Here is a 25351-nt window from a genome sequence, read left to right on the forward strand (position 1 = left end):
ATCAGCGGGAGGCGAATTCTACAGCGTTACACGCTGCTGTCAACACCTCTCTTTCAACTCCCTTTCGGCTTCGATGAACTGAAGCGACCTGCTGCCGAAAACTGCGTAACTCATTGTTTATCAAGGAGTTTTCCGTTTCGACTGCGCCGGAAGTGGGGCGAATTATAGACTTCTAAAACTCGCCGTCAACCCCCTATTTCAGCTTTATTCGGATTTGAGCGTAATACGCGCAAATGCCTTCTTGCCTGCCTGACAAACATGGGTCGCGCCCAGTGCATATATAAAGGTGCGATCGACAACCTCGCCATCTATACGTACACCACCAGAACCAAGCAGATCTCGAGCCACAGCCGAGTTCTTGACCAGCCCCGCCTTATTAAGGACGGCAGCGATCGGCATATCCTCGGCAGCAGTCAATTCGATTTCCGGCAAATCATCCGGCAGCTCGCCATCCTTCATGCGGTTACCGGCGGCACGGTGGGCATTGGCCGCAGCCTCCTCACCATGGAAGCGCGCAACGATCTCTTCAGCCAGCTTGATCTTGATGTCGCGCGGATTGGCACCCGCCTCCACATCAGCGCGGAACGCATTGATCTCATCCATGGAGCGAAAGCTGAGCAACTCGAAGTAGCGCCACATCAGCGCATCCGGAATGGAGACCAGCTTGCCATACATCACTCCCGGCGCTTCCTGGATACCGACGTAGTTGCCCAGGGACTTGGACATCTTCTTCACGCCATCCAGACCTTCAAGCAGCGGCATGGTCAAAATGCACTGGGCTTCCTGACCATAACCACGCTGCAGCTCACGCCCCATCAGCAAGTTGAACTTCTGATCGGTGCCGCCGAGCTCCACGTCCGCACGCAGAGCTACCGAGTCGTACCCCTGAACCAGCGGATAAAGGAACTCATGGATGGCGATTGGCTGATTGGTTGTGTAGCGCTTGTCGAAGTCATCGCGCTCGAGCATGCGAGCCACGGTGTACTGCGAAGTCAGGCGAATGAAGTCGGCCGGCCCCATCTGATCCATCCAGGTGGAGTTGAATGCCACTTCGGTTTTTGCCGGATCGAGAATCTTGAACACTTGAGTCTTGTAGGTCTCGGCATTCTCTAGGACCTGCTCGCGAGTGAGCGGCGGGCGCGTGGCACTCTTGCCACTCGGATCGCCGATCATCCCGGTGAAGTCACCAATCAGGAAGATCACCTGATGCCCCAGATCCTGGAACTGGCGCAGCTTATTAATAAGCACGGTGTGACCCAGGTGCAGGTCCGGAGCCGTTGGATCGAAGCCCGCCTTAATACGTAGCGGCTGGCCACGCTTGAGCTTTTCAATCAGCTCGGACTCGACCAACAGTTCTTCCGCACCACGTTTGATCAGCGCTAGCTGCTCTTCAACCGACTTCATAACAGACCCGCAAGGCTCAGATTCAAAGGGAACCAACCATACAAGATCGCGCGTCAAATACAAGGTTTGCGCGGCGCACGGAAGCCAATCCATAGACAGAACGTCTGCGGACTTGCTTCAGAGATGATTTGGTTATATTTTATACAGTTATTTCATCTTCATCATGTCATTCATCTTTTCCAATTCATCTTTTTCAAAGTCAAAACCACTTATGACCACAGAATCGTCTAAAGCGCCGCCGCTTTACCCGAAGACCCACTTGCTTGCCGCAAGTGGCATCGCCGCCCTTCTCAGTCTGGCGCTCCTGGTATTCCCTTCCAGCGATGTCGAAGCCAAAAAGACAACCCTGAGTCTTGAACTGGAAAGCCCTGCTGAACAACTGACACAAGATCAAGACGCTGCTGACGCCGTTCAAGCCACAAATGAACCAGCAACCTCCCCCTTCGCGCAGATCGACAACAGCGCCGAAGACACTCAGGAAACCGCTCAGGCCGAACCTGCACCTGCACCTGCGCCAGTCGTCGAAGGAAAGAAGCCGGCAAGCCACAGGGAAGTGATCGTCACCAAGGGTGACACCCTCTCTACACTGTTCGAGAAGGTCGGCCTCCCGGCCACTTCAGTGCATGACGTGCTGGCCAGCGACAAGCAGGCCAAGCAGTTCAGCCAGCTCAAGCACGGGCAAAAACTCGAGTTCGAACTGAGCCCTGACGGCCAGTTGACCAACCTGCACAGCAAACTCAACGACCTCGAAAGCATCAGCCTGACCAAGAACGACAAGGGCTACACCTTCAACCGCATTACCGCGAAACCGACCGTGCGCTCTGCCTATGTACACGGCGTGATCAACAGCTCGCTGTCGCAGTCCGCAGCCCGGGCCGGCCTGTCTCACAGCCTGACCATGGACATGGCCAGTGTGTTTGGCTACGACGTGGACTTCGCCCAGGATATTCGCCAGGGCGACGAGTTCGACGTGATCTACGAACAAAAAGTCGTCAACGGCAAGGCCGCCGGCACTGGCCCGATCCTGTCGGCGCGCTTCACCAACCGCGGCAAGACCTACACCGCCGTGCGCTACACCAACAAACAAGGCAACAGCAGCTACTACACCGCTGACGGTAACAGCATGCGCAAGGCGTTCATCCGCACACCGGTGGACTTCGCCCGCATCAGCTCGAAATTTTCCATGGGCCGCAAACACCCGATCCTGAACAAGATCCGCGCCCACAAAGGCGTTGACTACGCAGCACCGCGCGGTACCCCGATCAAAGCTGCCGGTGATGGCAAGGTCCTGCTCGCCGGCCGCCGTGGTGGCTACGGCAATACCGTGGTCCTCCAGCACGGCAACACCTACACCACGCTCTACGGCCACATGCAAGGCTTCGCCAAAGGCGTGAAGACTGGCGGCACGGTGAAACAGGGCCAGGTGATTGGCTATATCGGCACCACCGGTCTCTCCACCGGGCCACACCTGCACTACGAGTTCCAGGTCAACGGTGTACACGTCGATCCGCTGGGCCAGAAACTGCCAATGGCCGATCCGATTGCCAAGGCTGAACGCGCACGCTTCCTCGCCCAAAGCCAGCCACTGATGGCGCGCATGGAACAGGAAAAAGCCACTCTGCTGGCTTCGAGCAAGCGCTAGGCCATGGCGCTCTATATAGGTGTGATGTCCGGTACCAGCCTTGATGGCCTGGATATCGCACTGATCGAGCAAGCCCCGGCGATCAGACTGATCGCCTCCCACTACATCCCGATGCCCGACTCCCTGCGCGCCGAGCTGCTCGGTTTGTGCGCCAGCGGCCCGGACGAAATCGCTCGCTCCGCCATCGCCCAGCAGAACTGGGTGAAACTGGCAGCCCAAGGGATTCATGCCGTACTCGCCCAACAGCAACTGAAGCCTGACGACATTCGTGCGATTGGCAGTCATGGCCAGACCATCCGCCATGAACCGGCACGCGGCTTCACTGTGCAGATCGGCAACCCGGCCCTGCTGACCGAGCTGACCGGTATCACCGTGGTCAGCGACTTTCGCAGCCGCGATGTCGCTGCCGGCGGACAAGGCGCACCACTGGTTCCCGCTTTTCACGAAGCCTTGTTTGAAGAGCAGACCGGCAATCGCGCAGTGCTGAACGTTGGCGGCTTCAGCAACCTCAGCCTTATCGAGCCCGGCAAGCCGGTCGCCGGTTTCGACTGTGGCCCGGGCAATGTGCTGCTGGATGCCTGGATTCACCAACAACGCGGCGACCACTTTGACCGTGACGGCCAATGGGCTGCCAGCGGCAAGGTAGAACCGGTGCTATTGAATGCCCTGCTCAGCGATCCGTTCTTTTTGACCAAAGGCCCGAAGAGTACCGGCCGTGAAGTGTTCAACCTGCCATGGCTGACACGGCATCTGGCACAACTGCCAGCCTTCGCCACCGAAGATGTTCAGGCGACGCTGCTTGAGCTGACCGCGCTGACCATCATCGAATCACTGCAAAGCGCCCAGCAAGACACGCAAGAACTGCTGGTCTGCGGCGGAGGCGCTCACAACACCACTTTGATGACGCGCCTGGCCAGCCTGCTGCCAAACGCCAGCGTCAGCAGCACCGCCACTTACGGCGTGGACCCCGACTGGGTCGAAGCCATGGCCTTCGCATGGCTGGCTCATTGCTGTCTCGAAGGCATCGCAGCCAACCGTCCGAGCGTCACCGGTGCCCGCGGCTTGCGCGTACTGGGTGCCATCTATCCCGCATAAATCCTCCACACAGCAAAACGCCGCAAGGCCCTGAGGCCGTGCGGCGTTCTGTGAAACAGGTGCGCTGATCAGATCGAGAACGAAGAACCGCAGCCACAGGTGGTGGTCGCATTCGGGTTCTTGATGACGAAACGCGAACCTTCCAGACCTTCCTGGTAGTCCACCTCGGCACCTGCCAGGTACTGGAAACTCATCGGATCGACAACCAGACTCACACCTTCGCGCTCGACGATGGTGTCGTCATCGGCCACTTCTTCATCGAAGGTGAAGCCGTACTGAAAACCTGAACAACCGCCGCCCGTAACGAATACGCGCAGCTTCAAGCGATCATTCCCCTCTTCATCGACCAGGCTCTTCACCTTGTGCGCGGCACCGTGGGTGAATTGCAAAGCCGTGGGGGTGAAGGATTCGACGCTCATGCTGACTATCTCCCGGCGTTACGCCGTCATATTGCGTGATGACGCGCATTATCCGCTTCTCCTAGAAAAGCGGTCAACTATTGTTATGGTATATCAACCAATCCAATCGCCGGCCCGGAATGCAAAAAGGCCCGTCTGACGGGCCTTTTGCTGTACGCCATAAAGCTTATGGCAGCATGCCGGCGTGGGACAGGCCCAGACGCTCATCCAGCCCGAACAGAATGTTCATGTTCTGCACCGCCTGACCCGAAGCGCCTTTGACCAGGTTGTCGATCACCGACAGCACAACCACCAGATCGCCATCCTGCGGGCGATGCACCGCGATACGGCAGACGTTGGCACCCCGTACGCTACGAGTCTCCGGATGGCTGCCGGCCGGCATCACATCGACGAACGGTTCGTTGGCATAACGCTTTTCAAACAACGCCTGCAGGTCCACCGAGCGATCAACAACGGTTGCGTAGAGCGTGGAGTGAATGCCACGAATCATCGGGGTCAGGTGCGGAACGAAGGTCAGGCCGACGTCCTTGCCTGCTGCGCGACGCAGCCCCTGGCGAATCTCCGGCAGGTGGCGGTGACCCTTGACCGCATAAGCCTTCATGCTTTCCGATGTTTCGGAGTACAGCGAGCCTACGGAAGCACCACGACCGGCACCGCTGACGCCGGACTTGCAGTCAGCAATCAGATGCGCGGCATCGGCCAGGCCGGCTTCGAGCAATGGCAGGAAACCCAATTGCGTTGCAGTCGGGTAGCAGCCCGGCACGGCAATCAGGCGCGCCTTCTTGATCTGCTCGCGATTGACTTCCGGCAAGCCGTAGACCGCCTCGTCCAGCAACTCCGGTGCACCGTGCGGCTGGCCGTACCACTTGGCCCATTCATCCGCGTCTTGCAGACGGAAGTCGGCCGACAGGTCGATGACCTTGGTCCCGGCCGCCAGCAGTTCACCCGCCAAGGCATGGGCAACACCGTGCGGCGTGGCGAAGAACACCACATCGCAGGCACCCAGGGTCTTGATGTCCGGAACGCTGAACGCCAGGCCGTCGTAATGGCCTCGCAGGTTCGGGTACATGTCGGCCACGGCCAGGCCAGCCTCGGATCGGGAAGTGATGACAACCACCTCAGCTTGCGGATGTTGCGCCAACAGACGCAGCAGTTCGACACCGGTGTAACCCGTGCCGCCGACGATACCGACCTTGACCATAAACCTGCCCTCAACGAACCCACTGGAAAGCCGTCGATAATAGGGGCCGCGCGCCCCTGCGACAACCGTCAAGGTGACGTGCGGACGCTCACGAGTCCCGTCTCGGGCATACGTTCAAGTTTTGGCGAGTGGATTTTGTTGCCAGACAAGGCGCCGCGACGAGTCATAGCCCGCTATGGCGAGGAGCGGCAACGCAGTATGGCGACAAAAGACACCGTCAAAATTGAACAGTTATGTCCGAGACGGGACTCTTTCTCTACTATTCGGGTTACCGTGAATTGGGGAATAACTAAAAATGCTCTATCTGTGGCTCAAAGCGTTTCATATCGTCAGCGTCGTGTGCTGGTTTGCCGGCCTGTTCTACCTGCCACGGCTGTTCGTTTATCACGCACAAAGTGAAGACACGATCAGCAAGGAACGCTTCAGCATCATGGAGCGCAAGCTGTACCGGGGCATCATGGGCCCGGCGATGATCGCCACGCTGATTTTCGGCGGCTGGCTCATCTACCTCAACCCAGGCATCTTCAGCCAGGGTGGCTGGATACACGCCAAACTGACCCTGGTCGTATTGCTGATCGGCTACCACCACATGTGCGGCGCCCAGGTAAAACGTTTTGCCCGTGGCGAGAACACCCGCAGCCATGTCTTTTATCGCTGGTTCAATGAAGTGCCGGTTCTGATATTGCTGGCTATCGTAATTCTGGTCGTCGTTCGGCCGTTCTAAATCCACCAGGAACAACTTACCGGGGTACTTCCAATGTCGCTGCCCGCTCTGCTCGAAGAACGTTTGCGTCTGCCCGTGGTGGCGGCGCCGATGTTCCTGATTTCCAATCCGCAATTGGTACTCGCCTGCTGTCGCCAGGGCGTGGTCGGCAGCTTCCCGGCGCTGAACCAGCGCGAAAGCAGCGGTTTCAAAGCCTGGCTGGAAGAAATCGAAGCCGGGCTGGCGACAATGGAAAACCCCGCGCCTTATGCCGTGAACCTGATCGTCCATAACAGCAATCCTCGTTTACAGGCGGATCTTGAGATCTGCGTCGAACACAAAGTGCCGATCGTGATCACCAGTCTCGGTGCCGTGAAAGAACTGGTCGACGCGGTGCACAGCTACGGCGGCCTGGTGTTCCACGATGTGACAACTCGTCGTCATGCCGAGAAAGCGGCCGAAGCCGGCGTGGATGGCTTGATCGCCGTGGCTGCCGGCGCCGGTGGACACGCCGGGACCTGGAGCCCGTTCTCGCTGATTGCCGAAATCCGCCAGTTCTTCGACAAGACCTTGTTGCTGGCCGGTTGCTTGAACCACGGCCACGAAATTCTTGCCGCTCAATTGCTCGGCGCGGATTTGGCCTACTTTGGCACACGATTTATCGGCACGACCGAAAGTCACGCGCCTGACGCCTACAAAGAAATGCTGCTGACATCCAAAGCGGCAGACATCATCCATACTCCAGCCGTGTCAGGTGTACCCGCGAGTTTCATGCGCCAGAGCCTGGAGGCCGCCGGTTTTGACATGGCCGCCTTGCAAGGCAAGGGCGAGATCAACTTCGGTTCCAAGCTCAAACCCGTGAGCGATGAGGCCAAGGCCTGGAAGACCGTTTGGTCTGCAGGCCAGGGTGTGGGAGAAATCGAAGACTTGCCGAGTGTCGAGCAGTTGATTGCACGTCTCGACGCGGAGTACCGCCAGGCCCTGGAGCATGCCGCCCAGTTGCCAAAACGCTGGCCGCGCTGACAGCAAATCTTGGCCAGTCTTGCCCGGCTGGCCCTACACTCACCCGGGCACAAGCTTCTTCTTTCAACCTCTCGCGACAAGGATGCCTCGCACATGGGCGAAAATCGTTTCAAGATCGTATTCGAAGGCGCCTTGCTACCCGGTGTCGACATCACCACGGCAAAGCTCAATCTCGCCGACTTGTTCAAAAGCGATGTCACAGCCATCGAGCGCTTGTTCGCCGGGCGTCCGGTAGCGCTCAAACGCAACCTGTCGCAAGCCGACGCCCATACCTATCTCCAGGCGCTGAGCAAAACCGGTATCGACGCCCGCATCGAAGCCGAAACGCCGATCGAACTGAACCTCGCCGACGTGCATGAGCATGCTCCGGCCAACAGCCAGGAGCCATTGGCAGACCCGCAATCCCCTTACGCGCCGCCTCGCGCGCCCGTCGGCGAAGCCGTGGCGGAATTCGCTACGCTCAAGCCATTCAGTTTCGATGGCCGTATCGGCCGCTTGCGTTACCTCGCCTGGACGCTGGTGCTGTCAACTGTGCTCTTGGCCGTTTGCGGGGTGTTTGCCTTGGTCGCCCTGGCTCTCATCGGCGCGGATTCGACCGGCGGCCTGATATTGGGCAGCTTGCTGGCCTTGATCCTGTTCGTCGGCTTTATATTCGTCAGCATCCAGATCACTGTTCAGCGCTTGCACGATGTCGGTTGGTCCGGCTGGTTGTGGCTGCTGAACCTGGTGCCGTTCGTTGGCAGTTTCTTTCCGTTCGTGATCATGGTTGTGCCGGGCAACGACACCGCGAACCGCTACGGCCCGCCGCCTCCGCCGAACAGTACTGCGGTCAAGGTATTGTCTTCGCTGTGGCTGGTGGTTATCGCGCTGGTTCTGTTCGGCTCGCTGGCCGGTGGTCTCACGGCGATACGGGAAGAATACAAAAGCGCCGCCCAGAGCAGCTACGAAAGCAGTTCGGTCACCACCGATGAAATCGAAGTCGAGGTCGAACCGGTGCCAAATTCCACCGACGATGCAGCCGAAGAGGCCCAGCCCCCTGTAGACTCTGCGAAAGAATGAACAGCGCTCCTGGCCCGTGACACCTGCGTCGCGGCGCGGAGCTGTTGCGATGGAGAACTGCATGACCCGTTACGCTCTGATCACTGGCGCCTCCAGCGGCATCGGCCTGGCAATGGCCGAAGCGCTGGCCCGGCGTGGCCGCAGCCTGATTCTGGTGGCCCGACAACGTGATCAGCTGGAAAGTATTGCGATTGAACTGACCCAGAGGTTCGGCGTGGAGGTGTTGTTCCGTGCCTGTGACCTGGGCGAACCGCTGCGCCTGTCCGGGTTCCTGCTGGAGCTGGAAGAAGGCGATCGGCAGATCGATCTGTTGGTCAATTGTGCCGGTATCGGTACATGCGGCCCGTTTCTGGCCCAGGACTGGATGACCGAGCAAGACCTGATCGAAGTGAACATCCTCGCCCTCACCCGCCTGTGCCATGCCATCGGCAACAGCATGGCCCTGCAAGGCGGCGGACAGATTCTGAATGTGGCCTCGGTGGCGGCGTTTCAACCCGGGCCGTGGATGAGCACCTATTACGCCAGCAAGGCGTATGTGCTGCACTTTTCCGAAGGATTGCGCGTCGAGCTGAAAAAATGTGCGATCAAGGTTTCGGTGCTCTGCCCCGGGCCGACCCGAACGGCATTTTTCCGTACCGCGCAACTCGACAGCGAAAAACTGACCAACAGCAAACTGCTGATGAGCCCTGAGGAAGTGGCGCTCTACACCGTGCGCGCACTGGAAAAGAACAAGGCGATCATCATTCCCGGGCGGCGCAACCGCTGGTTCGCCTTCCTGCCGCGACTCGGCTCGCGGTGGCTGACTCGCACAATCGCCGGCATGATCAACAAGGCCTACTGCCCGCGCTGATCCAACCCAAGGTAAAAGGCTGGGCGCTGGCATACACCATGAGTACACTCAGGCCAGCCCAAACAACGGAGAAAACAGCTGTGGATACTCTGTTCACCAAGATCATCAACCGGGAAATCCCGGCGAAGATCATTTACGAGGACGACCAGGTACTGGCCTTCCACGACATTGCCCCACAGGCGCCAGTACATTTCCTGGTGATCCCGAAAAAACCGGTTCGCACCTTGAACGACCTGACCGAGGACGACAAGACATTGGCCGGGCACATACTGTTCACCGCCCAGCGCCTGGCACTGGAACTGGGCTGCGAAAAAGGTTTCCGCGTCGTCATGAACTGCAATGAAGAAGGCGGGCAAACCGTCTACCACATTCATATGCACGTGCTGGGTCAGCGCCAGATGCACTGGCCGCCGGGCTGATTGCGCCAAACCCTGTGGAAGCGGTGCACTGCCGCCTCCACACAAGGCATCACAACAATGTCACAGCACCTGCATCACAATGACCCAGCGCAAACCTTCCCCGGCCGATTGGGTTAAACTGGCCGCCGAAATTCCCCCCGGAGGTCAGCATGACTACCCAACGTCACTACTCGCCGATTGACCGCCTGCTGCTGCAAGCCGATGCCGCGATGCGCACCTTGCTGCCCTTCAGCGGCCAGCCGTACCGTCCGTCGCCTGCCATCGTGCAGCCGGATGCGAAAATGAGCGACGAAGATACGCGCCACGTTGCCGGCCTGATGCGCATCAACCATACCGGCGAAGTCTGCGCCCAGGCGCTGTACCAGGGGCAGGCGCTGACCGCCAGGCTGCCGCAAGTGCGCGCTGCGATGGAGCATGCCGCCGAAGAAGAAATCGACCACCTGGTCTGGTGCGAACAACGCATCCATCAACTGGGTAGCCACACCAGCATCCTCAATCCGCTGTTCTATGGCATGTCGTTCGGGATTGGCGCAGTGGCCGGCCTGATCAGCGACAAAGTCAGCCTCGGTTTCGTTGCGGCAACGGAAGACCAGGTGTGCAAACACCTGAACGAGCATCTGGAACAATTGCCGGCCGAGGACGAAAAATCCCGGGCAATTCTTCAGCAGATGCGCATCGATGAAGAACAGCACGCCGAAAGCGCGCTGGAGGCTGGCGGCTTCCGCTTTCCGGCACCGGTGAAGTTCGGGATGAGCCTGATGGCCAAGGTGATGACAAAGAGTACTTATCGGATCTGACTCCGTTTTTTTGTAGGAGCCAGCGCCAAAATAAAAAAAGGCGACTGCCGTGAGGGAGTCGCCTTTTTGTGTTCGAAAATCTTACGCCATATTGCGCGCGTAGAAGATTTCGAGCATTTCGTGTTTCACCCGTTCGGTCACCTGGGCGCGTTGCTCAGAGGACAGGTTGCTGGTGGCGTCGCCGAACAAGTAGTTATCCAGTTCGAAGTTCTTCAGCAGCATCTTGGTGTGGAACAGGTTTTCCTGGTACACGTTCACGTCGGTCATCTGGTACGCGTCGTAAGTGTCGTCGGAGAGGTAGTTCTGGATCGAATTGATCTCGTGGTCGATGAAGTGCTTTTTGCCTTCAACGTCACGGGTGAAGCCGCGCACTCGGTAATCCACGGTCACAATGTCCGAATCGAACTGGTGAATCAGGAAGTTGAGCGCTTTAAGCGGTGAAATGACCCCGCAAGTCGACACGTCGATGTCCACACGGAAGGTTGCAATACCGCTGACCGGATGGATTTCCGGGTAGGTGTGCACCGTGATATGGCTCTTGTCGAGGTGGGCCAGAATGATTTCGGGCAGCGGGCCCGGGGACTCTTCGATCTGACTGTCGGTCGGGGTTACCGGCTCCTCCGAGATCAGGATCGTGACGCTGGCGCCCTGCGGCTCATAGTCCTGACTGGCAATGTTCAGGATGTTGGCACCAATGATATCGACAACTTCCGTGAGGATCTGCGTCAGGCGTTTCGCGTTGTACTCTTTATTGATGTACTCGACGTAAGCCTGCTGGTCTTGCGGGGTTTCCGCGTAGCAGATGTCATAGATGTTGAAGCTCAAGGTCTTTGTCAGGTTATTGAACCCGTGGAGCTTGAGTTTGCTTTTCACCGTTAAAAACTCTCTATGTGTTTGCGGCCCGGCCGCGTGATCAAGCATGCCCGTCAGATGCGAACAACGCACCTGCGTAGGACGGTTAACACCTCTTCGCGATGGCGATTTTGGTTGTCTGTTTCGGGTTTGAGGCCTGTCGGCTGACGGGCCACTACCCTGAAAAAAGTGGCGCATTATGCAGACGTCAGCTTGTGTTCGCCAGAGTCTGCACTGCTTTTATGATAGTTGAATGTCGATTCAGCCGAGCTCGATGATCTCGTAGTCGTGGGTAATTGCCACGCCAGCCGCGCCGAGCATGATCGAGGCCGAGCAATACTTCTCGGCAGACAGTTCGATGGCACGTTTGACCTGGGCTTCTTTCAGCCCGCGGCCCTTGACCACAAAGTGCATGTGGATCTTGGTGAACACCTTTGGATCTTCGGTCGCACGCTCGGCTTCGAGGAAGGCTTCACAGCTTTCCACTGCCTGGCGGGACTTCTTGAGGATGCTGACCACATCGAAATTGCTGCAACCGCCAACACCCAGCAGCAGCATTTCCATCGGCCGGACACCCAGGTTACGTCCGCCGGCATCGGGCGGACCGTCCATGACCACGACATGACCGCTACCGGATTCGCCGAGGAACATGGCTTCGCCAGCCCATTGGATGCGTGCCTTCATCGCCAAGACTCCACTGTATAAAAAAGGGTCGCCAGCTTAGCACAGGCCCCGTGATTGACAGCGCCCGGCGTCCTGGGACATATCCCACTGCCTTGTAGGTAAATGCTCGAATATTGCAGGAAGTGTCTGTTAAGCTGACGCCAATTCTATGGCGCATAGCCAGCCTTACTCCAGCGTTCACTATTTATAAAAACCAAACATACCGTGCAGTTTTTTCGGGATACAACCATGGTTGCTATTGCCCCCAACTCCAAGATCAAGAACCTCGACAAGCTGTTGATGCATTGCCAGCGCCGCCGTTATCAGGCCAAGAGCAACATCATTTGTGCCGGCGACCGCTCGGAAACGCTGTTCTTCATCATCAAAGGCTCAGTCACCATCCTGATCGAAGATGATGACGGCCGGGAAATGATCATTTCCTACCTGAACGCCGGGGACTTTTTCGGCGAGCTGGGTCTGTTTGAGCAAGCCGGCCTGGAGCAGGAGCGCAGCGCCTGGGTGCGGGCCAAGGTTGAATGCGATGTCGCGGAAATCAGCTACGCGAAATTCCGCGAATTGTCCCTGCAGGACCCGGACATTCTTTACGTCCTTAGCGGACAAATCGCACAGCGCCTGCGCAACACCACGCGCAAGGTCGGTGACCTGGCATTCTTTGATGTAACCGGTCGAGTCGCCCGCTGCCTGCTGGAGCTGTGCAAACAGCCAGACGCCATGACGCACCCCGATGGCATGCAAATCAAGGTGACCCGTCAGGAAATCGGTCGAATTGTCGGTTGTTCACGGGAGATGGTCGGTCGCGTGCTCAAGGATCTGGAGGAACGCAACCTGGTGGACGTCAAAGGCAAGACCATGGTGGTCTTCGGTACGCGATAAGCTCGAAAACCTAGCCGTTGAACATCTGCACGAGCATCAACCGGTAGAGTTCGTCGAGGCGTGCCAGTGCATTGGGTGCCGTGAACTTCTCATGCAGCGCGATGTGGCTTTCGGCGCGCACTCGTTGCTCCAGACCGCAAGCCTCGTTGAAACGATTGACCGCGGCGACCATAGACTCTCGCTCGTTATCGATCAGCATCGCTCCGTGCACCAGTCCTACCGGACGCTGCCCACCCAGGCTCTGACGCCAGCGCTGGGCGGTGCCAACCATCTTGCGACCATCGAGGTTGACGTTGAAGCGCCCGTCACAAAAAGCGCCTTCGATTTCACCCAGGGATGAAGTGCCACCCAACTCATCCAGCAACTGACAAATCGGATCGCACAAACGGTGGTAACCGGTTTCGATGCGATTCAGATCCCCTTCACTGCGCGGCGGCGCGTAAACCAGGGCGATGTTGATCGTTGAGGCCGATTGCGGCACCGGCTCGCCACCGGTTTCACGCAACAGCACTGGCCAACCTGCTGCCGCCGACACTTCACATGCAGCCTCGAAACCCGGCAAGCGGTTCAAACGGCGTGGCATGACCAGCGCCCGATCGCTCGGCTGCCAGAACAGCAGGCCGAACTCTGCGTCGCCGGAACAGACCGATGCCAGCAAGTCCTGTTCGGCTTGCAGGCCGGCTTCGATGGTGAGGGAGGTTGGCAGCGACATGGGAGGCTCCGACAGACCAGAGGTCTTCAGGGGATTTGCGGGCCTCTTCGCGGGCAAGCCCGCTCCCACAGTGGAAGCGGATTGCCTGTGAAGATGTATTCAGTCGAGGGTCGAGCCGCTGACGGGAATACCGCGCTCAGGGAAGAACAGACGCTGCAACTCGGTACCCGGGCTTTCGGCGCGCATGAACGCCTCGCCGACCAGGAATGCGTAGACCTCGCTGATTTCCATCAGTTCGACATCGGCGCGGTTGAGAATGCCACTCTCGGTGATGACCAGACGATCTCGCGGAATACGCGGCAACAGGTCGAGGGTGGTTTCCAGGCTGACATCGAAGGTGTGCAGGTTGCGGTTGTTCACGCCAACCAGCGGAGTATCGAGGGTTTTCAACGCTCGCTCCAGCTCATCGCCGTCATGGACTTCCACCAGCACATCGAGGTTGACGCTTTTGGCCACGGCTGCCAGTTCAGCCATTTTCACGTCATCCAGCGCGGAGACGATCAACAGCACGCAGTCGGCACCCAAGGCCCGGGCTTCGACGATCTGGTATGGATCGATCATGAAGTCCTTGCGGATCACCGGCAGCTGGCACGCCGCGCGGGCCTGCTGCAGGTACGCATCCGCGCCCTGGAAGTAGTCGATGTCGGTGAGTACCGACAGGCAGGTCGCGCCGCCCTTCTCATAGCTTCTGGCGATGTCGGCGGGAATGAAGTTCTCGCGGATCACGCCCTTGCTCGGCGAGGCTTTCTTGATTTCGGCAATGACTGCCGGCTGCTTCAGCTTGGCCTGAGCCAGCAAGGCCCTGGCAAAACCACGGGGCGCATCGGCCGCCTTGGCCAGGCTTTCCAGCTCGCAGAGGCTGACGCGAGCGCTACGCTCGGCGACTTCCTCGACCTTGCGCGCCAGAATCTTTTCCAGAACCGTCGGTACACTCATCCCTCATTCTCCACTCTGAATACCGCGGTAAACGCACCCAGCTCCTCGAGCTTTTCCCGAGCGAGGCCGGTGTGCAGCGCATCGTGCGCAAGTGCAACTCCCTCTTTCAAACTGCTGGCATGATCGGCGGCGTACAGCGCGGCACCGGCATTGAGCATGATCATCTCGGCCGCTTTCTGACCGTTCTCGGTCTTGCGCTTGCCCAGGGCATCGCGAATCAGCTCAAGTGAAGCCGCCGGGCTTTCCACCGCCAGGCCATGCAGACTCTGGCTCTTCATGCCCAGGTCTTCCGGCTCGACCCAATACTCGGTGATCTGGTCGTTTTTCAGCTCTGCCACGAAGGTCGGTGCTGCCAGGCTGAACTCGTCCAGGCCATCCTTCGAATGCACCACCAGCACATGCTTGCTGCCCAGACGCTGCAACACTTCCGCCAGCGGCCGGCACAAGGCCTGGGTGAATACGCCTACCACCTGATGCTTCACGCCGGCCGGATTCGTAAGCGGGCCGAGCATGTTGAACAAGGTCCGCAGACCCAGTTCGCGGCGCGGGCTTGCAGCGTATTTCATCGCAGAGTGATGGGTCTGGGCAAACATGAAACCAATACCAACGTTGTCAATGCAGCGCGCCACTTGCACGGGTGTCAGGTTCAGGTAGATACCGGCCGCCTCCAGCAGATCGGCACTGCCGCTCTTGCCCGAGACTGCGCGGTTGCCGTGCTTGGCCACGGTGCAGCCAGCAGCGGAAACCACGAACGCAGCAGCGGTCGACACGTTGAAGATATTGGCGCCGTCGCCGCCGGTGCCCACTACATCGACCACACCGTCGAGGGTCTTGAGTTCGACCTTGTCCGCCAGTTCACGCATCACCGACACGGCACCGACGATTTCGTCGATGCTTTCGCTCTTCATGCGCATGGCCATCATGAACGCGCCAATCTGTGCGTCCGAGCATTGCCCGGTCATGATTTCGCGCATCACATCGCGCATTTCATCGGTGCTGAGGTCAAGGTGATCGACGATACGGCTCAGGGCTGTCTTGATGTTCATGAAAAGTCCTTAGCGCGTGCCGCCGGTTTGTTTGAGGAAGTTGGCGAACAGTTCATGGCCCTGTTCGGTGAGGATCGACTCAGGGTGGAACTGCACGCCTTCGATGTTCAGAGTCTTGTGACGCAGGCCCATGATCTCGTCGACCGAGCCGTCTTCGAGCTGAGTCCAGGCGGTCAGCTCCAGGCAATCTGGCAGGGTTTCGCGCTTGACGATCAAAGAATGATAGCGGGTCACCGTCAGCGGACGATTCAGGCCTTCGAATACACCCTTGTCCTCGTGAAATACCGGGCTAGTCTTACCGTGCATCACTTGACGGGCGCGCACCACATCACCGCCAAAGGCTTGGCCGATGGACTGGTGGCCGAGGCAGACGCCAAGAATCGGCAGTTTGCCGGCGAAATGCTTGATCGCTTCAATCGAGATGCCGGCTTCGGTCGGGGTGCAAGGACCGGGGGACACAACGATGCGCTCAGGGTTGAGGGCTTCGATTTCAGCGATGGTCAGTTCATCGTTGCGCACGACCTTGACCTGGGAGCCGAGCTCGCCCAGGTACTGCACAACGTTGTAGGTAAAGGAGTCGTAGTTATCGATCATCAGCAACATGGCGTATAGAACCTCTTGAACTCACTGACTTTAAAGATGGCCTTCGAATGTTTTACCCGCAGGGCGCTGCGCTTTGTCAGGTGCCGACGTAGCGCCAGCAAAGCGGCATTTCAAACAGGTAAAGAAGGCAAAGCGGTACAGGTCCGGCGAAGCCGGCAAAAGAATTCAGGCGCGCCAACGCCAGCGGGCGTGTGCCTTGATGACTTGATCCAGGAGTTTACTGATGATCAACACGGGGAAGGTCTCGTTCGTACGTCCCGGCACAGTAACTTAGCTGGGCAGAGCGCGCAATATCGCCGGAGGCACTGCCCGCGAATCTATCAAAGGCTTCGCGACAGATGGCAAAAGGCCGAAAGTTTTTGGTACTGTCGTTTTGTTCACTAAAACAATAAATAAACGGACTTGCTCATGATCAAACAGTCGTTGTTTGTACCGCTCGCAGGATGCTTGCTCGCGATCGCATGCGCCCAGGCGAACGCCGCACCCAATCCTTATACAAATTTCGTTGTCTTCGGGGACAGTCTCAACGATGCAGGGACCTTTGCCGACACAGGCGGGCCTGCCGGAGCGACACAGCGCTTCACCAACCGGACGGGACCGGTGTACCTGGATGGCAGCGGCGAAGTCCGCTCGCTCAACTCCACACAGATCCTGGGTGGGAAACTGGGGTTTTCACCGGACCAGACGGCATCTTCTACTTCAGCAGTTCGCGCCAACGAAGGCCTGCCTGATGGTAACAACTGGGCTGTAGGCGGCTACCGTACCGACCAGATTCTTGATTCGATTACCAGCATCTCCGCCACCGGCGAACGCACCCGGGCCGGCTATCTTCCATCCAATAACTTCCGTGCCGACCCGAACGCACTGTATTACCTGTCGGGCGGCGGTAACGACTTCCTGCAAGGACGCGTCACCAGCCTGCCCCAAGCCAGTGCCGCCGCCGACCGCCTGGCCGACAGCGTGCAGACCCTGCAAACCGCCGGTGCCAGATACGTCATGGTCTGGTTGTTGCCCGATATCGGCTTTACCCCGGCGTTCAACGGCACCCCGCTGCAAGCGTTCACATCTCAACTCAGCGCCCAGTTCAACACTGAACTGGTAAGCCGACTGCAAAACATCAATGCCGAAGTCATCCCGCTGAACATTCCGGTACTGCTCAAAGAGACTTTCGCCAACCCGGCACAGTTTGGCCTGGCCACCGACCAGAACCTCATCACCACCTGCTTCAGCGGCAACGGTTGTACCGAGAACGCCCGCTACGGCATCAACAGCGCTACGCCGGACCCGACCAAGCTGATCTACAACGACTCGGTGCACCCCACCGAAGCCGGGCAACGCCTGATCGCCGATTACGCGTACTCCCTGCTGGCGGCGCCGTGGGAGCTGACCCTGCTGCCGGAAATGGCCCAGGGCACGGTGCGTGCGCATCAGGATGAATTGCGCAACCAGTGGCTGGCCGATTGGGAAAACTGGCAAGGCGTCGGCCAATGGCGAGCCATTGTTTCCGCCGGCGGACAGCATCAGGACTTTGACGGTCAGGACAGCGTGGCAAGCGCCGACGGCAACGGAGCCAACCTGAACATCGGTGGCAGCTATCGTCTCGACGATGCCTGGCGTGTTGGTCTGGTGGCCGGTTTCTATAACCAGGAACTCGAAGCCGGCAACAACGACTCCGACTACAAGCTCAACACTTACCTGGGCACGGCATTCGCCCAGTACCAGCAAAACCGTGTGTGGGCCGACGTGGCGCTGACGGCCGGGCATCTGGATTACGACAGCCTCAAGCGCAAATTCCAGCTGGGCGTCAACGAACGCGGCGAAAAAGGCGATACCAGCGGCTACGTCGAAGCCTTCAGCGCACGCGTGGGCTACGACATTGCGCAACAAGCCAGCAGTCCTTGGCACCTGTCGCCGTTTGTCAGCGCCGACTTCGCCAAGGTACAAGTCGATGGTTACTCGGAGGACGGAAACAATTCCACGGCGCTGACCTTCGCCGATCAGGAGCGTATTTCCCGGCGCCTGGGCGCTGGCCTGCAGGGTAAATACCAGATCACCCCGCAAACCCAGGTGTTCGGCGAAGCGGCAATCGAGCGTGAGTACAACGACGATACCCAGGACGTGGACATCAACCTCAACAGCCTGCCAAACAACCAGTTCACGCTGGAAGGCTACACCCCGCAAAGTCACTTGCAACATGTGAACCTGGGGGTGAGCCACAACCTCACCAAGGACCTGGCACTGCGCGCCAGCTACAACATCCGCAAGGACGACGACTTCACCCAACAGGGCATCAATGTAGGTGTTGCGCTGGACTTCTGATGTGCAACCAATAAAAAACGCGGCGCCCTCACAGGCGCCGCGTTTTTTTGGCGATGAAATCATTGTGGGTTTTTTCGCAAACTCAGGCGTTCGGTGTTTGTTCCGCCAGGGCAACGGCGCGGAACATCGCGCGGCGCTTGTTCAGGGTTTCTTCCCATTCCAGCGCCGGCACCGAGTCGGCAACGATGCCGCCACCGGCCTGCACATGCAGCTCGCCGTTCTTGATCACCGCCGTGCGGATCGCAATGGCGGTGTCCATGTTGCCGTTCCAGGCGAAGTAACCGACCGCACCGCCGTAGACGCCACGTTTGACCGGCTCGAGTTCGTCGATGATTTCCATCGCGCGAATCTTCGGTGCGCCGGACAAGGTGCCCGCCGGCAGAATCGCCCGCAGTGCATCCATGGCCGTCAGCCCGGCTTTCAGTTGCCCGGTGACATTGGACACGATATGCATCACGTTGGAGTAACGCTCGATGACCATCTTCTCAGTCAGTTTCACCGAGCCGATTTCCGAAACGCGACCGGTGTCGTTACGCCCCAGGTCGATCAGCATCAAATGCTCGGCGATTTCCTTGTCGTCCGACAGCAGGTCTTTTTCCAGCGCCAGGTCAGCCTCTTCGTTGGCGCCCCGCGGACGGGTGCCGGCAATCGGGCGCACGGTGATCAGGTTGTCTTCGACCCGCACCAGTACTTCCGGCGAACTGCCAACGACGTGGAAGTCGCCGAAGTTGAAGAAGTACATGTAAGGCGTCGGGTTGAAGCAGCGCAGTGCGCGATACAGATCGATGGGGGCCGCCTTGAAGTCGATCGACATGCGCTGGGACGGCACGACCTGCATGCAGTCACCGGCCAGGATGTATTCCTTGATGGTGTCGACGGCTTTTTCGTAATCGTTCTGGGTGAAGCTGGAGCGGAACACCGGGTCAGCCGATTGTTGCTTGCTGAAGTCCAGGCCACGGCGCGGGGTGATCGGCTGGCGGAGTTTTTCCAGCAGTTCTTCCAGGCGCGCGCGACCTTGTTCAAAGGCGTCTTCCTGCACCGGGTCGGCCAGGACGATGGCGTGCATCTTGCCGGCCAGGTTGTCGAACACCACCACGGCGTCGGACACCATCAGCAGAATGTCCGGTACGCCCAGCGGGTCCGGGTTCGGGCATTTGCCCAAGCGCTTCTCCACATAACGCACGCAGTCATAACCGAAGTAACCCACCAGGCCGCCGTTGAAACGCGGCAGGCCAGCAATGGTCGGCACGTTGTAGCGCGCCTTGAAGGCTTCGACGAAGGCCAGCGGATCTTCCACGTCGTGGCTTTCGGTCTGGACGCCATCGACGGTCACGCTGACGTGATGATCATGAACCCGCAGCACGGTTCGGCACGGCAGGCCGATGATCGAGTAACGCCCCCATTTCTCGCCGCCCTGTACGGACTCCAGCAAGTAGGAATTGGGCTCGTCGGCCAGCTTCAGGTAGATCGACAGCGGCGTGTCGAAGTCGGCCAGGGTTTCGCAGGCAAGCGGGATGCGGTTGTAGCCGGCAGCGGCCAAGCGCAGGAATTCTTCGCGGATCATGAGGTGCCTCGTGGCTTGAGGGTCGAACAGTCAGGTATGCAAACGCGCCGGAAACCGGCCAGGATCAAGTCAGGCGCGCCAACGCCAGCGGGCCAGGGCCTTCATGACTTTCATCCAGAGTTTGCGAGTGACCACCACGATGGCGTTTCCAGAAGGGGGTTTGACAGCGTCGACCAACGTTATCTCAGCGGCCGGATCCAGGCAACCGGGAATTAGCTTGCGCAGGTCGTCGATCACCAGTGCCGGCGATTCTTCCGCGATCGGCCGACCGTGGTTATAGCCGTAGCTCAGGGCCACGCACTTGACCCCCGCCGCTTTCGCCGCCAGCACATCGCTGCGCGAATCGCCGACGAACAAAGACTGCGAAGCCGGAATGTTGGCCATTTTCATCACGAAAAACAGTGCGGCCGGATCGGGCTTTTTTTGTGGCAGGGTGTCGCCGCCGATAATCCAGCGGAAATAACGGCCGATTTTCATCTGATCCAGCAGCGGCGCGACGAAACGCTCCGGCTTGTTGGTGATCAGCGCCATCTCGACGCCCTGCTTTTGCAGCCATTTGAGGGTGTCGCGCACGCCGGGGTAAACCACGGTCAACTCATGGCTCTCGCCATAAGCCTGCATGAAATGCTCCAGCGCCCGTTCGGCTTCGTGGTCATCGACCGCCGAATGATCGATAGCGCCAGCCAGCGCACGACGCACCAGTACCGGCGCGCCGTTGCCGACCCATTCGCGTACCGCTTCCAGACCGGCGGGCTTGCGACCGAGTTTGAGCAGCATCTTGTCCACAGCCACTGCCAGGTCCGGGACCGAGTCGATCAAGGTACCGTCCAGATCGAACATCACCAGCCGCGGCAGTTGCCCCGGGAACAACTGCTCAAATCCACTCATGGGCGAGCCAGCGCCAGTTCGGAACGCATCTTCTCGATGACTTCCTGATAGTTCGGCGCATTGAAGATGGCCGAGCCGGCGACGAAGGTGTCAGCGCCAGCCGCGGCGATTTCGCGAATGTTGTTCACGTTCACGCCGCCGTCGATTTCCAGGCGGATGTCACGGCCCGACGCATCGATCAGTGCCCGCGCTTCGCGCAGTTTGTCGAGGGTGCCGGGGATGAACTTCTGCCCGCCGAAGCCCGGGTTGACGCTCATCAGCAGGATCATGTCGACCTTGTCCATCACGTACTTGAGCACGTCCAGCGGGGTCGCCGGGTTGAACACCAGGCCCGACTTGCAGCCGCCTTCGCGGATCAGTTGCAGGGAGCGGTCGACGTGCTGGCTCGCTTCCGGGTGGAAGGTGATGTAGGTCGCGCCGGCTTCGATGAAGTCACCCACGATGCGGTCCACCGGGCTGACCATCAGGTGCGCGTCGATCGGCGCGGTCACGCCATACTTGCGCAGTGCCGCGCAGACCATCGGGCCGATGGTCAGGTTCGGTACGTAATGATTGTCCATGACATCGAAGTGCACGAAGTCGGCGCCGGCGGCCAGGACGTTGTCCACTTCTTCACCCAGGCGGGCGAAGTCGGCGGAGAGAATCGACGGAGCAATTACGAAGGGCTGCATGACGCACCTTTTCTGAGCAGAATCACGATGGCGCGCATTGTATACCTCATGCTTTGAAGCGCGCACCGTGAGCGCGATGATTGGACCTTGCCATCATCCATCGACGGCTGGGGTCCTAGTACGCCGCGCGATAGATCTTTTCGATATCGACGGCACTCAACTTACGCGGATTGTTGCGCATCAAGCGCTCGATCCCCGCTGCTTCCACGGCCATGGAAGGAATGGCGTCCTCGGGCACACCGAAACTACGCAGGCCCTGGGGAATTTCCACCGCGGCACACAGTTCGCTCATGGCTTGCACGGCTTTGTCAGCCGCTTCGTTGATGCTCAAGCGAGCGGTCTTCACGCCCATGGCCTCGGCGATATCCTGCATGCGTTCGATACAGGCCATCTTGTTCCAGGTCATGACATGGGGCAGTAGCAAGGCATTACTGACCCCATGGGCAATGTTGAAGCGCCCGCCCAGCGGATACGCCAGCGCGTGCACCGCGCCAACCCCGGCATTGCCGAACGCCATGCCGGCCATCAGGCTGGCAGTGGCCATGTCTTCCCGGGCTTGCAGGTTCGACGGATTGGCATACGCCTTGGGCAAAGCCTTGGCGATCAACTTGATGGCGCCGATGGCCAGGGCATCGGTAATCGGCGAGGCGTTGACCGACAGATAGGACTCGATGGCATGCACCAGCGCATCGACGCCGCTGGCCGCCGTGACGCTGCGCGGACAGGTCAGGGTCATTTGCGGACTGACCAGCGCCACATCCGGCAACAGATAGTCGCTGACAATGCCCTTCTTCAGTTGCGCGACCTTGTCGGAAAGGATGGCGACGTTGGTCACCTCCGAGCCGGTGCCGGCGGTGGTCGGGATGGCGATCAGCGGCGGGCCTTTGCGCGGGACCTGATCGATGCCGAACAGATCCGCTAGCGCACCGTGGTACCCGGCGTAGGCCGCCACGCTCTTGGCAATGTCGATAGCACTGCCGCCACCGAGGCCGATCAAGCCGTCATGCCCACCGTCGCGATAGGCCTGCATGCAATCTTCGACGATGGCTATTTCCGGGTCCGGCAGCACCCGGTCGAAAATCTCGTAACTGCGTTCGCCCAGCTGCGCCAGTGCCAGCTCTACCGTGCCGGACTTGACCAGGGCGGCGTCGGTGACGATCAGCGGGTTGTCGATGTCCAGACGCGTAAGCTCGGCAGACAGCTGCTCGATGGCACCTGCGCCGGTGATCAGTTTGTGAGCGATCTTGAAAGAGGAAAGACTCATGTGCGCAGCCTCTTATAGGTAAGGGAGCTGGGCACAATAGTAGCTGGGGATTGCGGGTTGTCTTCTATTCAGGCGGTGAATGACCCAGGTTTCCGGGAAAACCAAAAATCACTGTGGGCGCGGGCTTGCTCGCGAAGGCGGTGTGTCATTCAACCAATACATCAGCTGACACTCCGCTTTCGCGAGCAAGTCGGATCGCCGCACCGCCGCTCCCACATTTTTACCGGGTTCGGCTTCAGACCTGCGCAGTACGCAGTTTCTCGCTACGCCCTCGCAGCCATTCCAGGGTCAGCAGCAGGATCACCGAGAAAGCAATCAGCAGCGTCGCGGCGGCGGCGATGGTCGGGCTGAGGTTCTCGCGGATGCCGCTGAACATCTGCCGTGGCAGGGTCGCTTGTTCGGGGCCGGCGAGGAACAGCGTCACCACCACCTCATCGAACGACGTCGCAAAGGCAAACAGCGCCCCGGAGATCACGCCCGGCGCAATCAGCGGCAAGGTCACCCGGCGGAACGTGGTCAGCGGCGAAGCACCCAGGCTCGCAGCGGCCCGCACCAGGTTATGGTTGAACCCCTGCAAGGTCGCCGACACGGTAATGATCACGAACGGCACACCCAACACCGCATGCACCACGATCAGCGAGAAGAAGCTGTTACCCAATCCCAACGGAGCAAAGAACAGGTAACTGGCCACACCGATGATCACCACCGGCACCACCATCGGTGAAATCACCAGAGCCATTACCAGCGCCTTGCCGGGGAAGTCGCCCCGGGTCAGGCCGATCGCCGCCAGCGTACCGAAGACCATGGCCAGCACCGTGGCTGCCGGGGCGACGATGATGCTGTTCTTCAGGGCGCGCATCCATTCCGCCGAGGCGAAGAAATCGTGATACCACTGCAATGAGAAGCCCTGCAGCGGGTACACCAGGAAGCTGCCGGAGTTGAACGACAGTGGAATGATCACCAGCACCGGCAGGATCAGGAACAACAGAATCAAGCCGCAGAGAATCCGCAAGCTGTAGAACCACACCCGTTCGATGGGCGACATATAAGGACTCAGCATTTCGTTCTCCCCTTAGCTCAGGCGCAGGCGGCTTGCGCCTACCAGCCAGCTGTAAATCAGATAAAGCACGACCGTCGCGAGCAACAGCAGCCCACCGAGTGCGGTCGCCATGCCCCAGTTGATGCTGGTGTTGGTGTAGAAGGCGACGAAGTAGCTGACCATCTGGTCGTTCGGGCTGCCCAACAATGCCGGGGTGATGTAGTAGCCGATGGCGAGGATGAACACCAACAGGCAACCGGCGCCGACACCGGCATAGGTCTGCGGGAAATACACCCGCCAGAAGCTGGCGAACGGATGGCAGCCGAGGGAAATCGCGGCGCGCATGTAGGTCGGCGAGATCCCTTTCATCACGCTGTAGATCGGCAGGATCATGAACGGCAGCAGGATGTGCACCATGGAGATGTAGACACCGACGCGGTTGAACACCAGCTCGATCGGCTTATCGATAATGCCCATGGCCATCAGGCCGCTGTTGATCAGGCCACCCGATTGCAGCAACACGATCCACGCCGCGACCCGTACCAGGATCGAAGTCCAGAATGGCAGCAGCACCAGGATCATCAGCAGGTTGCTCTGACGCGACGGCAGGTTCGCCAGCAGGTAAGCCAGTGGATACGCCAGCACCAGGCAGATCACGGTGATGACCAGGCCCATCCAGAAGGTACGGGCGAAGATGTCGAGGTAGATCGCCTGATCCGGGGTGGCCGGGGCGATTTCGCCGAGGTCGTCGATGCGGTGATCGACGGCCGCCAGCAGATAATACGGGGTGATGCTGCTGGTGTTGCGACGTACCGCTTGCCAGTAGGCCGGGTCGCCCCAACGCTCATCGAGACCTTCCAGCGCTTCTTTATAAGAAGCCGGCTCGGTTGCGAGCGGCAAGGCGCGGGCGGTTTTGGTCAGCAGGCTGCGGTAGCCGGCCAGTTCCATGTTCAGGCGTTTGGACAGATCACCCAGGGTCTGATTCTTGCGAGCCTCGGCGAGGTCTTCGGCCGCTGCTTTGTAAACCGGTTCAGCGGGCAGGCCGCGGCCGTCCCAACTGGCGATGGCGGTCACGGTGCGCGGCATGCCGCCGACCACTTCCGGGTTGCCAACGCTTTTGTAGAGCAGCGCCACGATCGGCACCAGGAACACCAGCAACAGAAACAGCACCAGTGGCGCGATCAACGCCTGGGCCTTCCAGCGATTGACCCGCTCGGCGTGCTTGAGCCGCTGCTTCAAGGTGGGGCTGGTGCCCTCGTTCAGGGGAACGGCGATAGCCATGACGTAC

The 25351-nt window shown here is 59.4% G+C and carries 25 protein-coding genes; 10 read left to right on the top strand and 15 right to left on the bottom strand.

The window, feature by feature from the left end:
* Positions 1-204: 204 nt before the first annotated feature.
* Positions 205-1404 (bottom strand): tyrosine--tRNA ligase, encoded by a 1200-nt coding sequence (tyrS, locus tag ACM6G4_RS07280; protein ID WP_056726670.1) that lies wholly within the window; start codon positions 1402-1404, stop codon positions 205-207.
* 211 nt (positions 1405-1615) lie between these two features.
* Here tyrS and ACM6G4_RS07285 point away from each other — a divergent pair, with 211 nt between their 5' ends.
* Positions 1616-3046 carry a peptidoglycan DD-metalloendopeptidase family protein gene (locus tag ACM6G4_RS07285; protein WP_414913375.1) on the top strand — a complete coding sequence of 477 codons (1431 nt, stop codon included), beginning with the start codon at positions 1616-1618 and terminating at the stop codon, positions 3044-3046.
* A 3-nt stretch (positions 3047-3049) separates the two neighbouring features.
* The gene (locus ACM6G4_RS07290; protein WP_414913376.1) at positions 3050-4141 is read left to right on the top strand and encodes an anhydro-N-acetylmuramic acid kinase; all 1092 of its coding nucleotides are present in this window, start codon (positions 3050-3052) and stop codon (positions 4139-4141) included.
* A gap of 68 nt (positions 4142-4209) precedes the next feature.
* On the opposite strand, the gene erpA is transcribed toward ACM6G4_RS07290, so the two are convergent.
* Both erpA and argC read right to left on the bottom strand, forming a co-directional pair.
* Complete coding sequence (gene erpA, locus ACM6G4_RS07295; RefSeq protein WP_007906865.1) at positions 4210-4560, bottom strand: iron-sulfur cluster insertion protein ErpA; 351 nt, start codon at positions 4558-4560, stop codon at positions 4210-4212.
* A 166-nt stretch (positions 4561-4726) separates the two neighbouring features.
* The gene (gene argC, locus ACM6G4_RS07300) at positions 4727-5761 is read right to left on the bottom strand and encodes an N-acetyl-gamma-glutamyl-phosphate reductase (RefSeq protein WP_007980174.1); all 1035 of its coding nucleotides are present in this window, start codon (positions 5759-5761) and stop codon (positions 4727-4729) included.
* A gap of 295 nt (positions 5762-6056) precedes the next feature.
* On the opposite strand from argC, the gene hemJ reads away from it, so the two are divergent.
* The 6 genes from hemJ (at position 6057) to coq7 (ending at position 10612) form a co-directional block, all read left to right on the top strand.
* Positions 6057-6485 (top strand): protoporphyrinogen oxidase HemJ, encoded by a 429-nt coding sequence (hemJ, locus tag ACM6G4_RS07305; protein ID WP_056726667.1) that lies wholly within the window; start codon positions 6057-6059, stop codon positions 6483-6485.
* Between the two features lie 33 nt (positions 6486-6518).
* Positions 6519-7487 carry an NAD(P)H-dependent flavin oxidoreductase gene (locus ACM6G4_RS07310; RefSeq protein ID WP_056726666.1) on the top strand — a complete coding sequence of 323 codons (969 nt, stop codon included), beginning with the start codon at positions 6519-6521 and terminating at the stop codon, positions 7485-7487.
* Between the two features lie 93 nt (positions 7488-7580).
* Positions 7581-8546, top strand: coding sequence for a DUF805 domain-containing protein (locus tag ACM6G4_RS07315; RefSeq protein ID WP_414913377.1), 966 nt, complete (start codon positions 7581-7583; stop codon positions 8544-8546).
* Between the two features lie 61 nt (positions 8547-8607).
* Positions 8608-9396, top strand: coding sequence for an SDR family NAD(P)-dependent oxidoreductase (locus ACM6G4_RS07320; protein ID WP_056726664.1), 789 nt, complete (start codon positions 8608-8610; stop codon positions 9394-9396).
* Positions 9397-9476: 80 nt separating this feature from the next.
* A complete protein-coding gene (locus ACM6G4_RS07325; RefSeq protein ID WP_056726663.1) occupies positions 9477-9815 on the top strand; it encodes a histidine triad nucleotide-binding protein in 339 nt (112 codons plus the stop codon).
* Between the two features lie 149 nt (positions 9816-9964).
* The gene (gene coq7 / locus ACM6G4_RS07330) at positions 9965-10612 is read left to right on the top strand and encodes a 2-polyprenyl-3-methyl-6-methoxy-1,4-benzoquinone monooxygenase (RefSeq protein WP_056726662.1); all 648 of its coding nucleotides are present in this window, start codon (positions 9965-9967) and stop codon (positions 10610-10612) included.
* A gap of 81 nt (positions 10613-10693) precedes the next feature.
* Here coq7 and speD read toward each other — a convergent pair whose 3' ends face one another.
* Entirely contained in the window at positions 10694-11485 is a 792-nt protein-coding gene (gene speD, locus ACM6G4_RS07335; protein WP_007986012.1) for an adenosylmethionine decarboxylase, read from the bottom strand.
* 240 nt (positions 11486-11725) lie between these two features.
* Positions 11726-12148, bottom strand: a complete 423-nt coding sequence (locus ACM6G4_RS07340) for an OsmC family protein (RefSeq protein WP_007941657.1) — start codon at positions 12146-12148, stop codon at positions 11726-11728.
* Positions 12149-12376: 228 nt separating this feature from the next.
* Between ACM6G4_RS07340 and crp the strand changes: the two genes are divergently transcribed.
* The gene (crp, locus tag ACM6G4_RS07345) at positions 12377-13021 is read left to right on the top strand and encodes a cAMP-activated global transcriptional regulator CRP (protein WP_056726661.1); all 645 of its coding nucleotides are present in this window, start codon (positions 12377-12379) and stop codon (positions 13019-13021) included.
* A 10-nt stretch (positions 13022-13031) separates the two neighbouring features.
* On the opposite strand, the gene ACM6G4_RS07350 is transcribed toward crp, so the two are convergent.
* The 4 genes from ACM6G4_RS07350 to ACM6G4_RS07365 all read right to left on the bottom strand — a co-directional run bounded on the left by ACM6G4_RS07350 (position 13032) and on the right by ACM6G4_RS07365 (position 16318).
* Positions 13032-13733: a biotin/lipoate A/B protein ligase family protein gene (locus ACM6G4_RS07350; RefSeq protein ID WP_414913378.1), complete on the bottom strand. Its 702-nt coding sequence runs from the start codon at positions 13731-13733 to the stop codon at positions 13032-13034.
* A gap of 99 nt (positions 13734-13832) precedes the next feature.
* On the bottom strand, positions 13833-14669 hold the full coding sequence (trpC, locus tag ACM6G4_RS07355) for an indole-3-glycerol phosphate synthase TrpC (RefSeq protein ID WP_414913379.1): 837 nt from the start codon (positions 14667-14669) through the stop codon (positions 13833-13835).
* On the bottom strand, positions 14666-15715 hold the full coding sequence (trpD, locus tag ACM6G4_RS07360) for an anthranilate phosphoribosyltransferase (RefSeq protein WP_056726658.1): 1050 nt from the start codon (positions 15713-15715) through the stop codon (positions 14666-14668). The genes trpC and trpD overlap by 4 nt, the downstream gene beginning before the upstream one ends.
* 9 nt (positions 15716-15724) lie before the next feature.
* Complete coding sequence (locus ACM6G4_RS07365; RefSeq protein ID WP_007906885.1) at positions 15725-16318, bottom strand: aminodeoxychorismate/anthranilate synthase component II; 594 nt, start codon at positions 16316-16318, stop codon at positions 15725-15727.
* Between the two features lie 408 nt (positions 16319-16726).
* Between ACM6G4_RS07365 and estP the strand changes: the two genes are divergently transcribed.
* Entirely contained in the window at positions 16727-18637 is a 1911-nt protein-coding gene (estP, locus tag ACM6G4_RS07370; RefSeq protein WP_414913380.1) for an esterase EstP, read from the top strand.
* Positions 18638-18719: 82 nt separating this feature from the next.
* Here estP and trpE read toward each other — a convergent pair whose 3' ends face one another.
* The 6 genes from trpE to ACM6G4_RS07400 all read right to left on the bottom strand — a co-directional run bounded on the left by trpE (position 18720) and on the right by ACM6G4_RS07400 (position 25344).
* The gene (trpE, locus tag ACM6G4_RS07375) at positions 18720-20201 is read right to left on the bottom strand and encodes an anthranilate synthase component I (RefSeq protein WP_414913381.1); all 1482 of its coding nucleotides are present in this window, start codon (positions 20199-20201) and stop codon (positions 18720-18722) included.
* Positions 20202-20270: 69 nt separating this feature from the next.
* Complete coding sequence (locus ACM6G4_RS07380) at positions 20271-21089, bottom strand: phosphoglycolate phosphatase (RefSeq protein WP_414913382.1); 819 nt, start codon at positions 21087-21089, stop codon at positions 20271-20273.
* Positions 21086-21760: a ribulose-phosphate 3-epimerase gene (gene rpe, locus ACM6G4_RS07385; protein WP_008027088.1), complete on the bottom strand. Its 675-nt coding sequence runs from the start codon at positions 21758-21760 to the stop codon at positions 21086-21088. Before rpe ends, ACM6G4_RS07380 begins: the two co-directional genes overlap by 4 nt.
* 115 nt (positions 21761-21875) lie before the next feature.
* Positions 21876-23024: an iron-containing alcohol dehydrogenase gene (locus ACM6G4_RS07390; RefSeq protein WP_414913383.1), complete on the bottom strand. Its 1149-nt coding sequence runs from the start codon at positions 23022-23024 to the stop codon at positions 21876-21878.
* Positions 23025-23259: 235 nt separating this feature from the next.
* A complete protein-coding gene (locus tag ACM6G4_RS07395; protein ID WP_007980200.1) occupies positions 23260-24084 on the bottom strand; it encodes an ABC transporter permease in 825 nt (274 codons plus the stop codon).
* Between the two features lie 12 nt (positions 24085-24096).
* Complete coding sequence (locus tag ACM6G4_RS07400; RefSeq protein WP_095964075.1) at positions 24097-25344, bottom strand: ABC transporter permease; 1248 nt, start codon at positions 25342-25344, stop codon at positions 24097-24099.
* Between the last annotated feature and the right edge of the window lie 7 nt (positions 25345-25351).

Origin of the sequence: Pseudomonas sp. IT-P258 (genome assembly GCF_949767825.1) — a bacterium.
GTDB classification, from domain to species: domain Bacteria; phylum Pseudomonadota; class Gammaproteobacteria; order Pseudomonadales; family Pseudomonadaceae; genus Aquipseudomonas; species Aquipseudomonas monachiensis.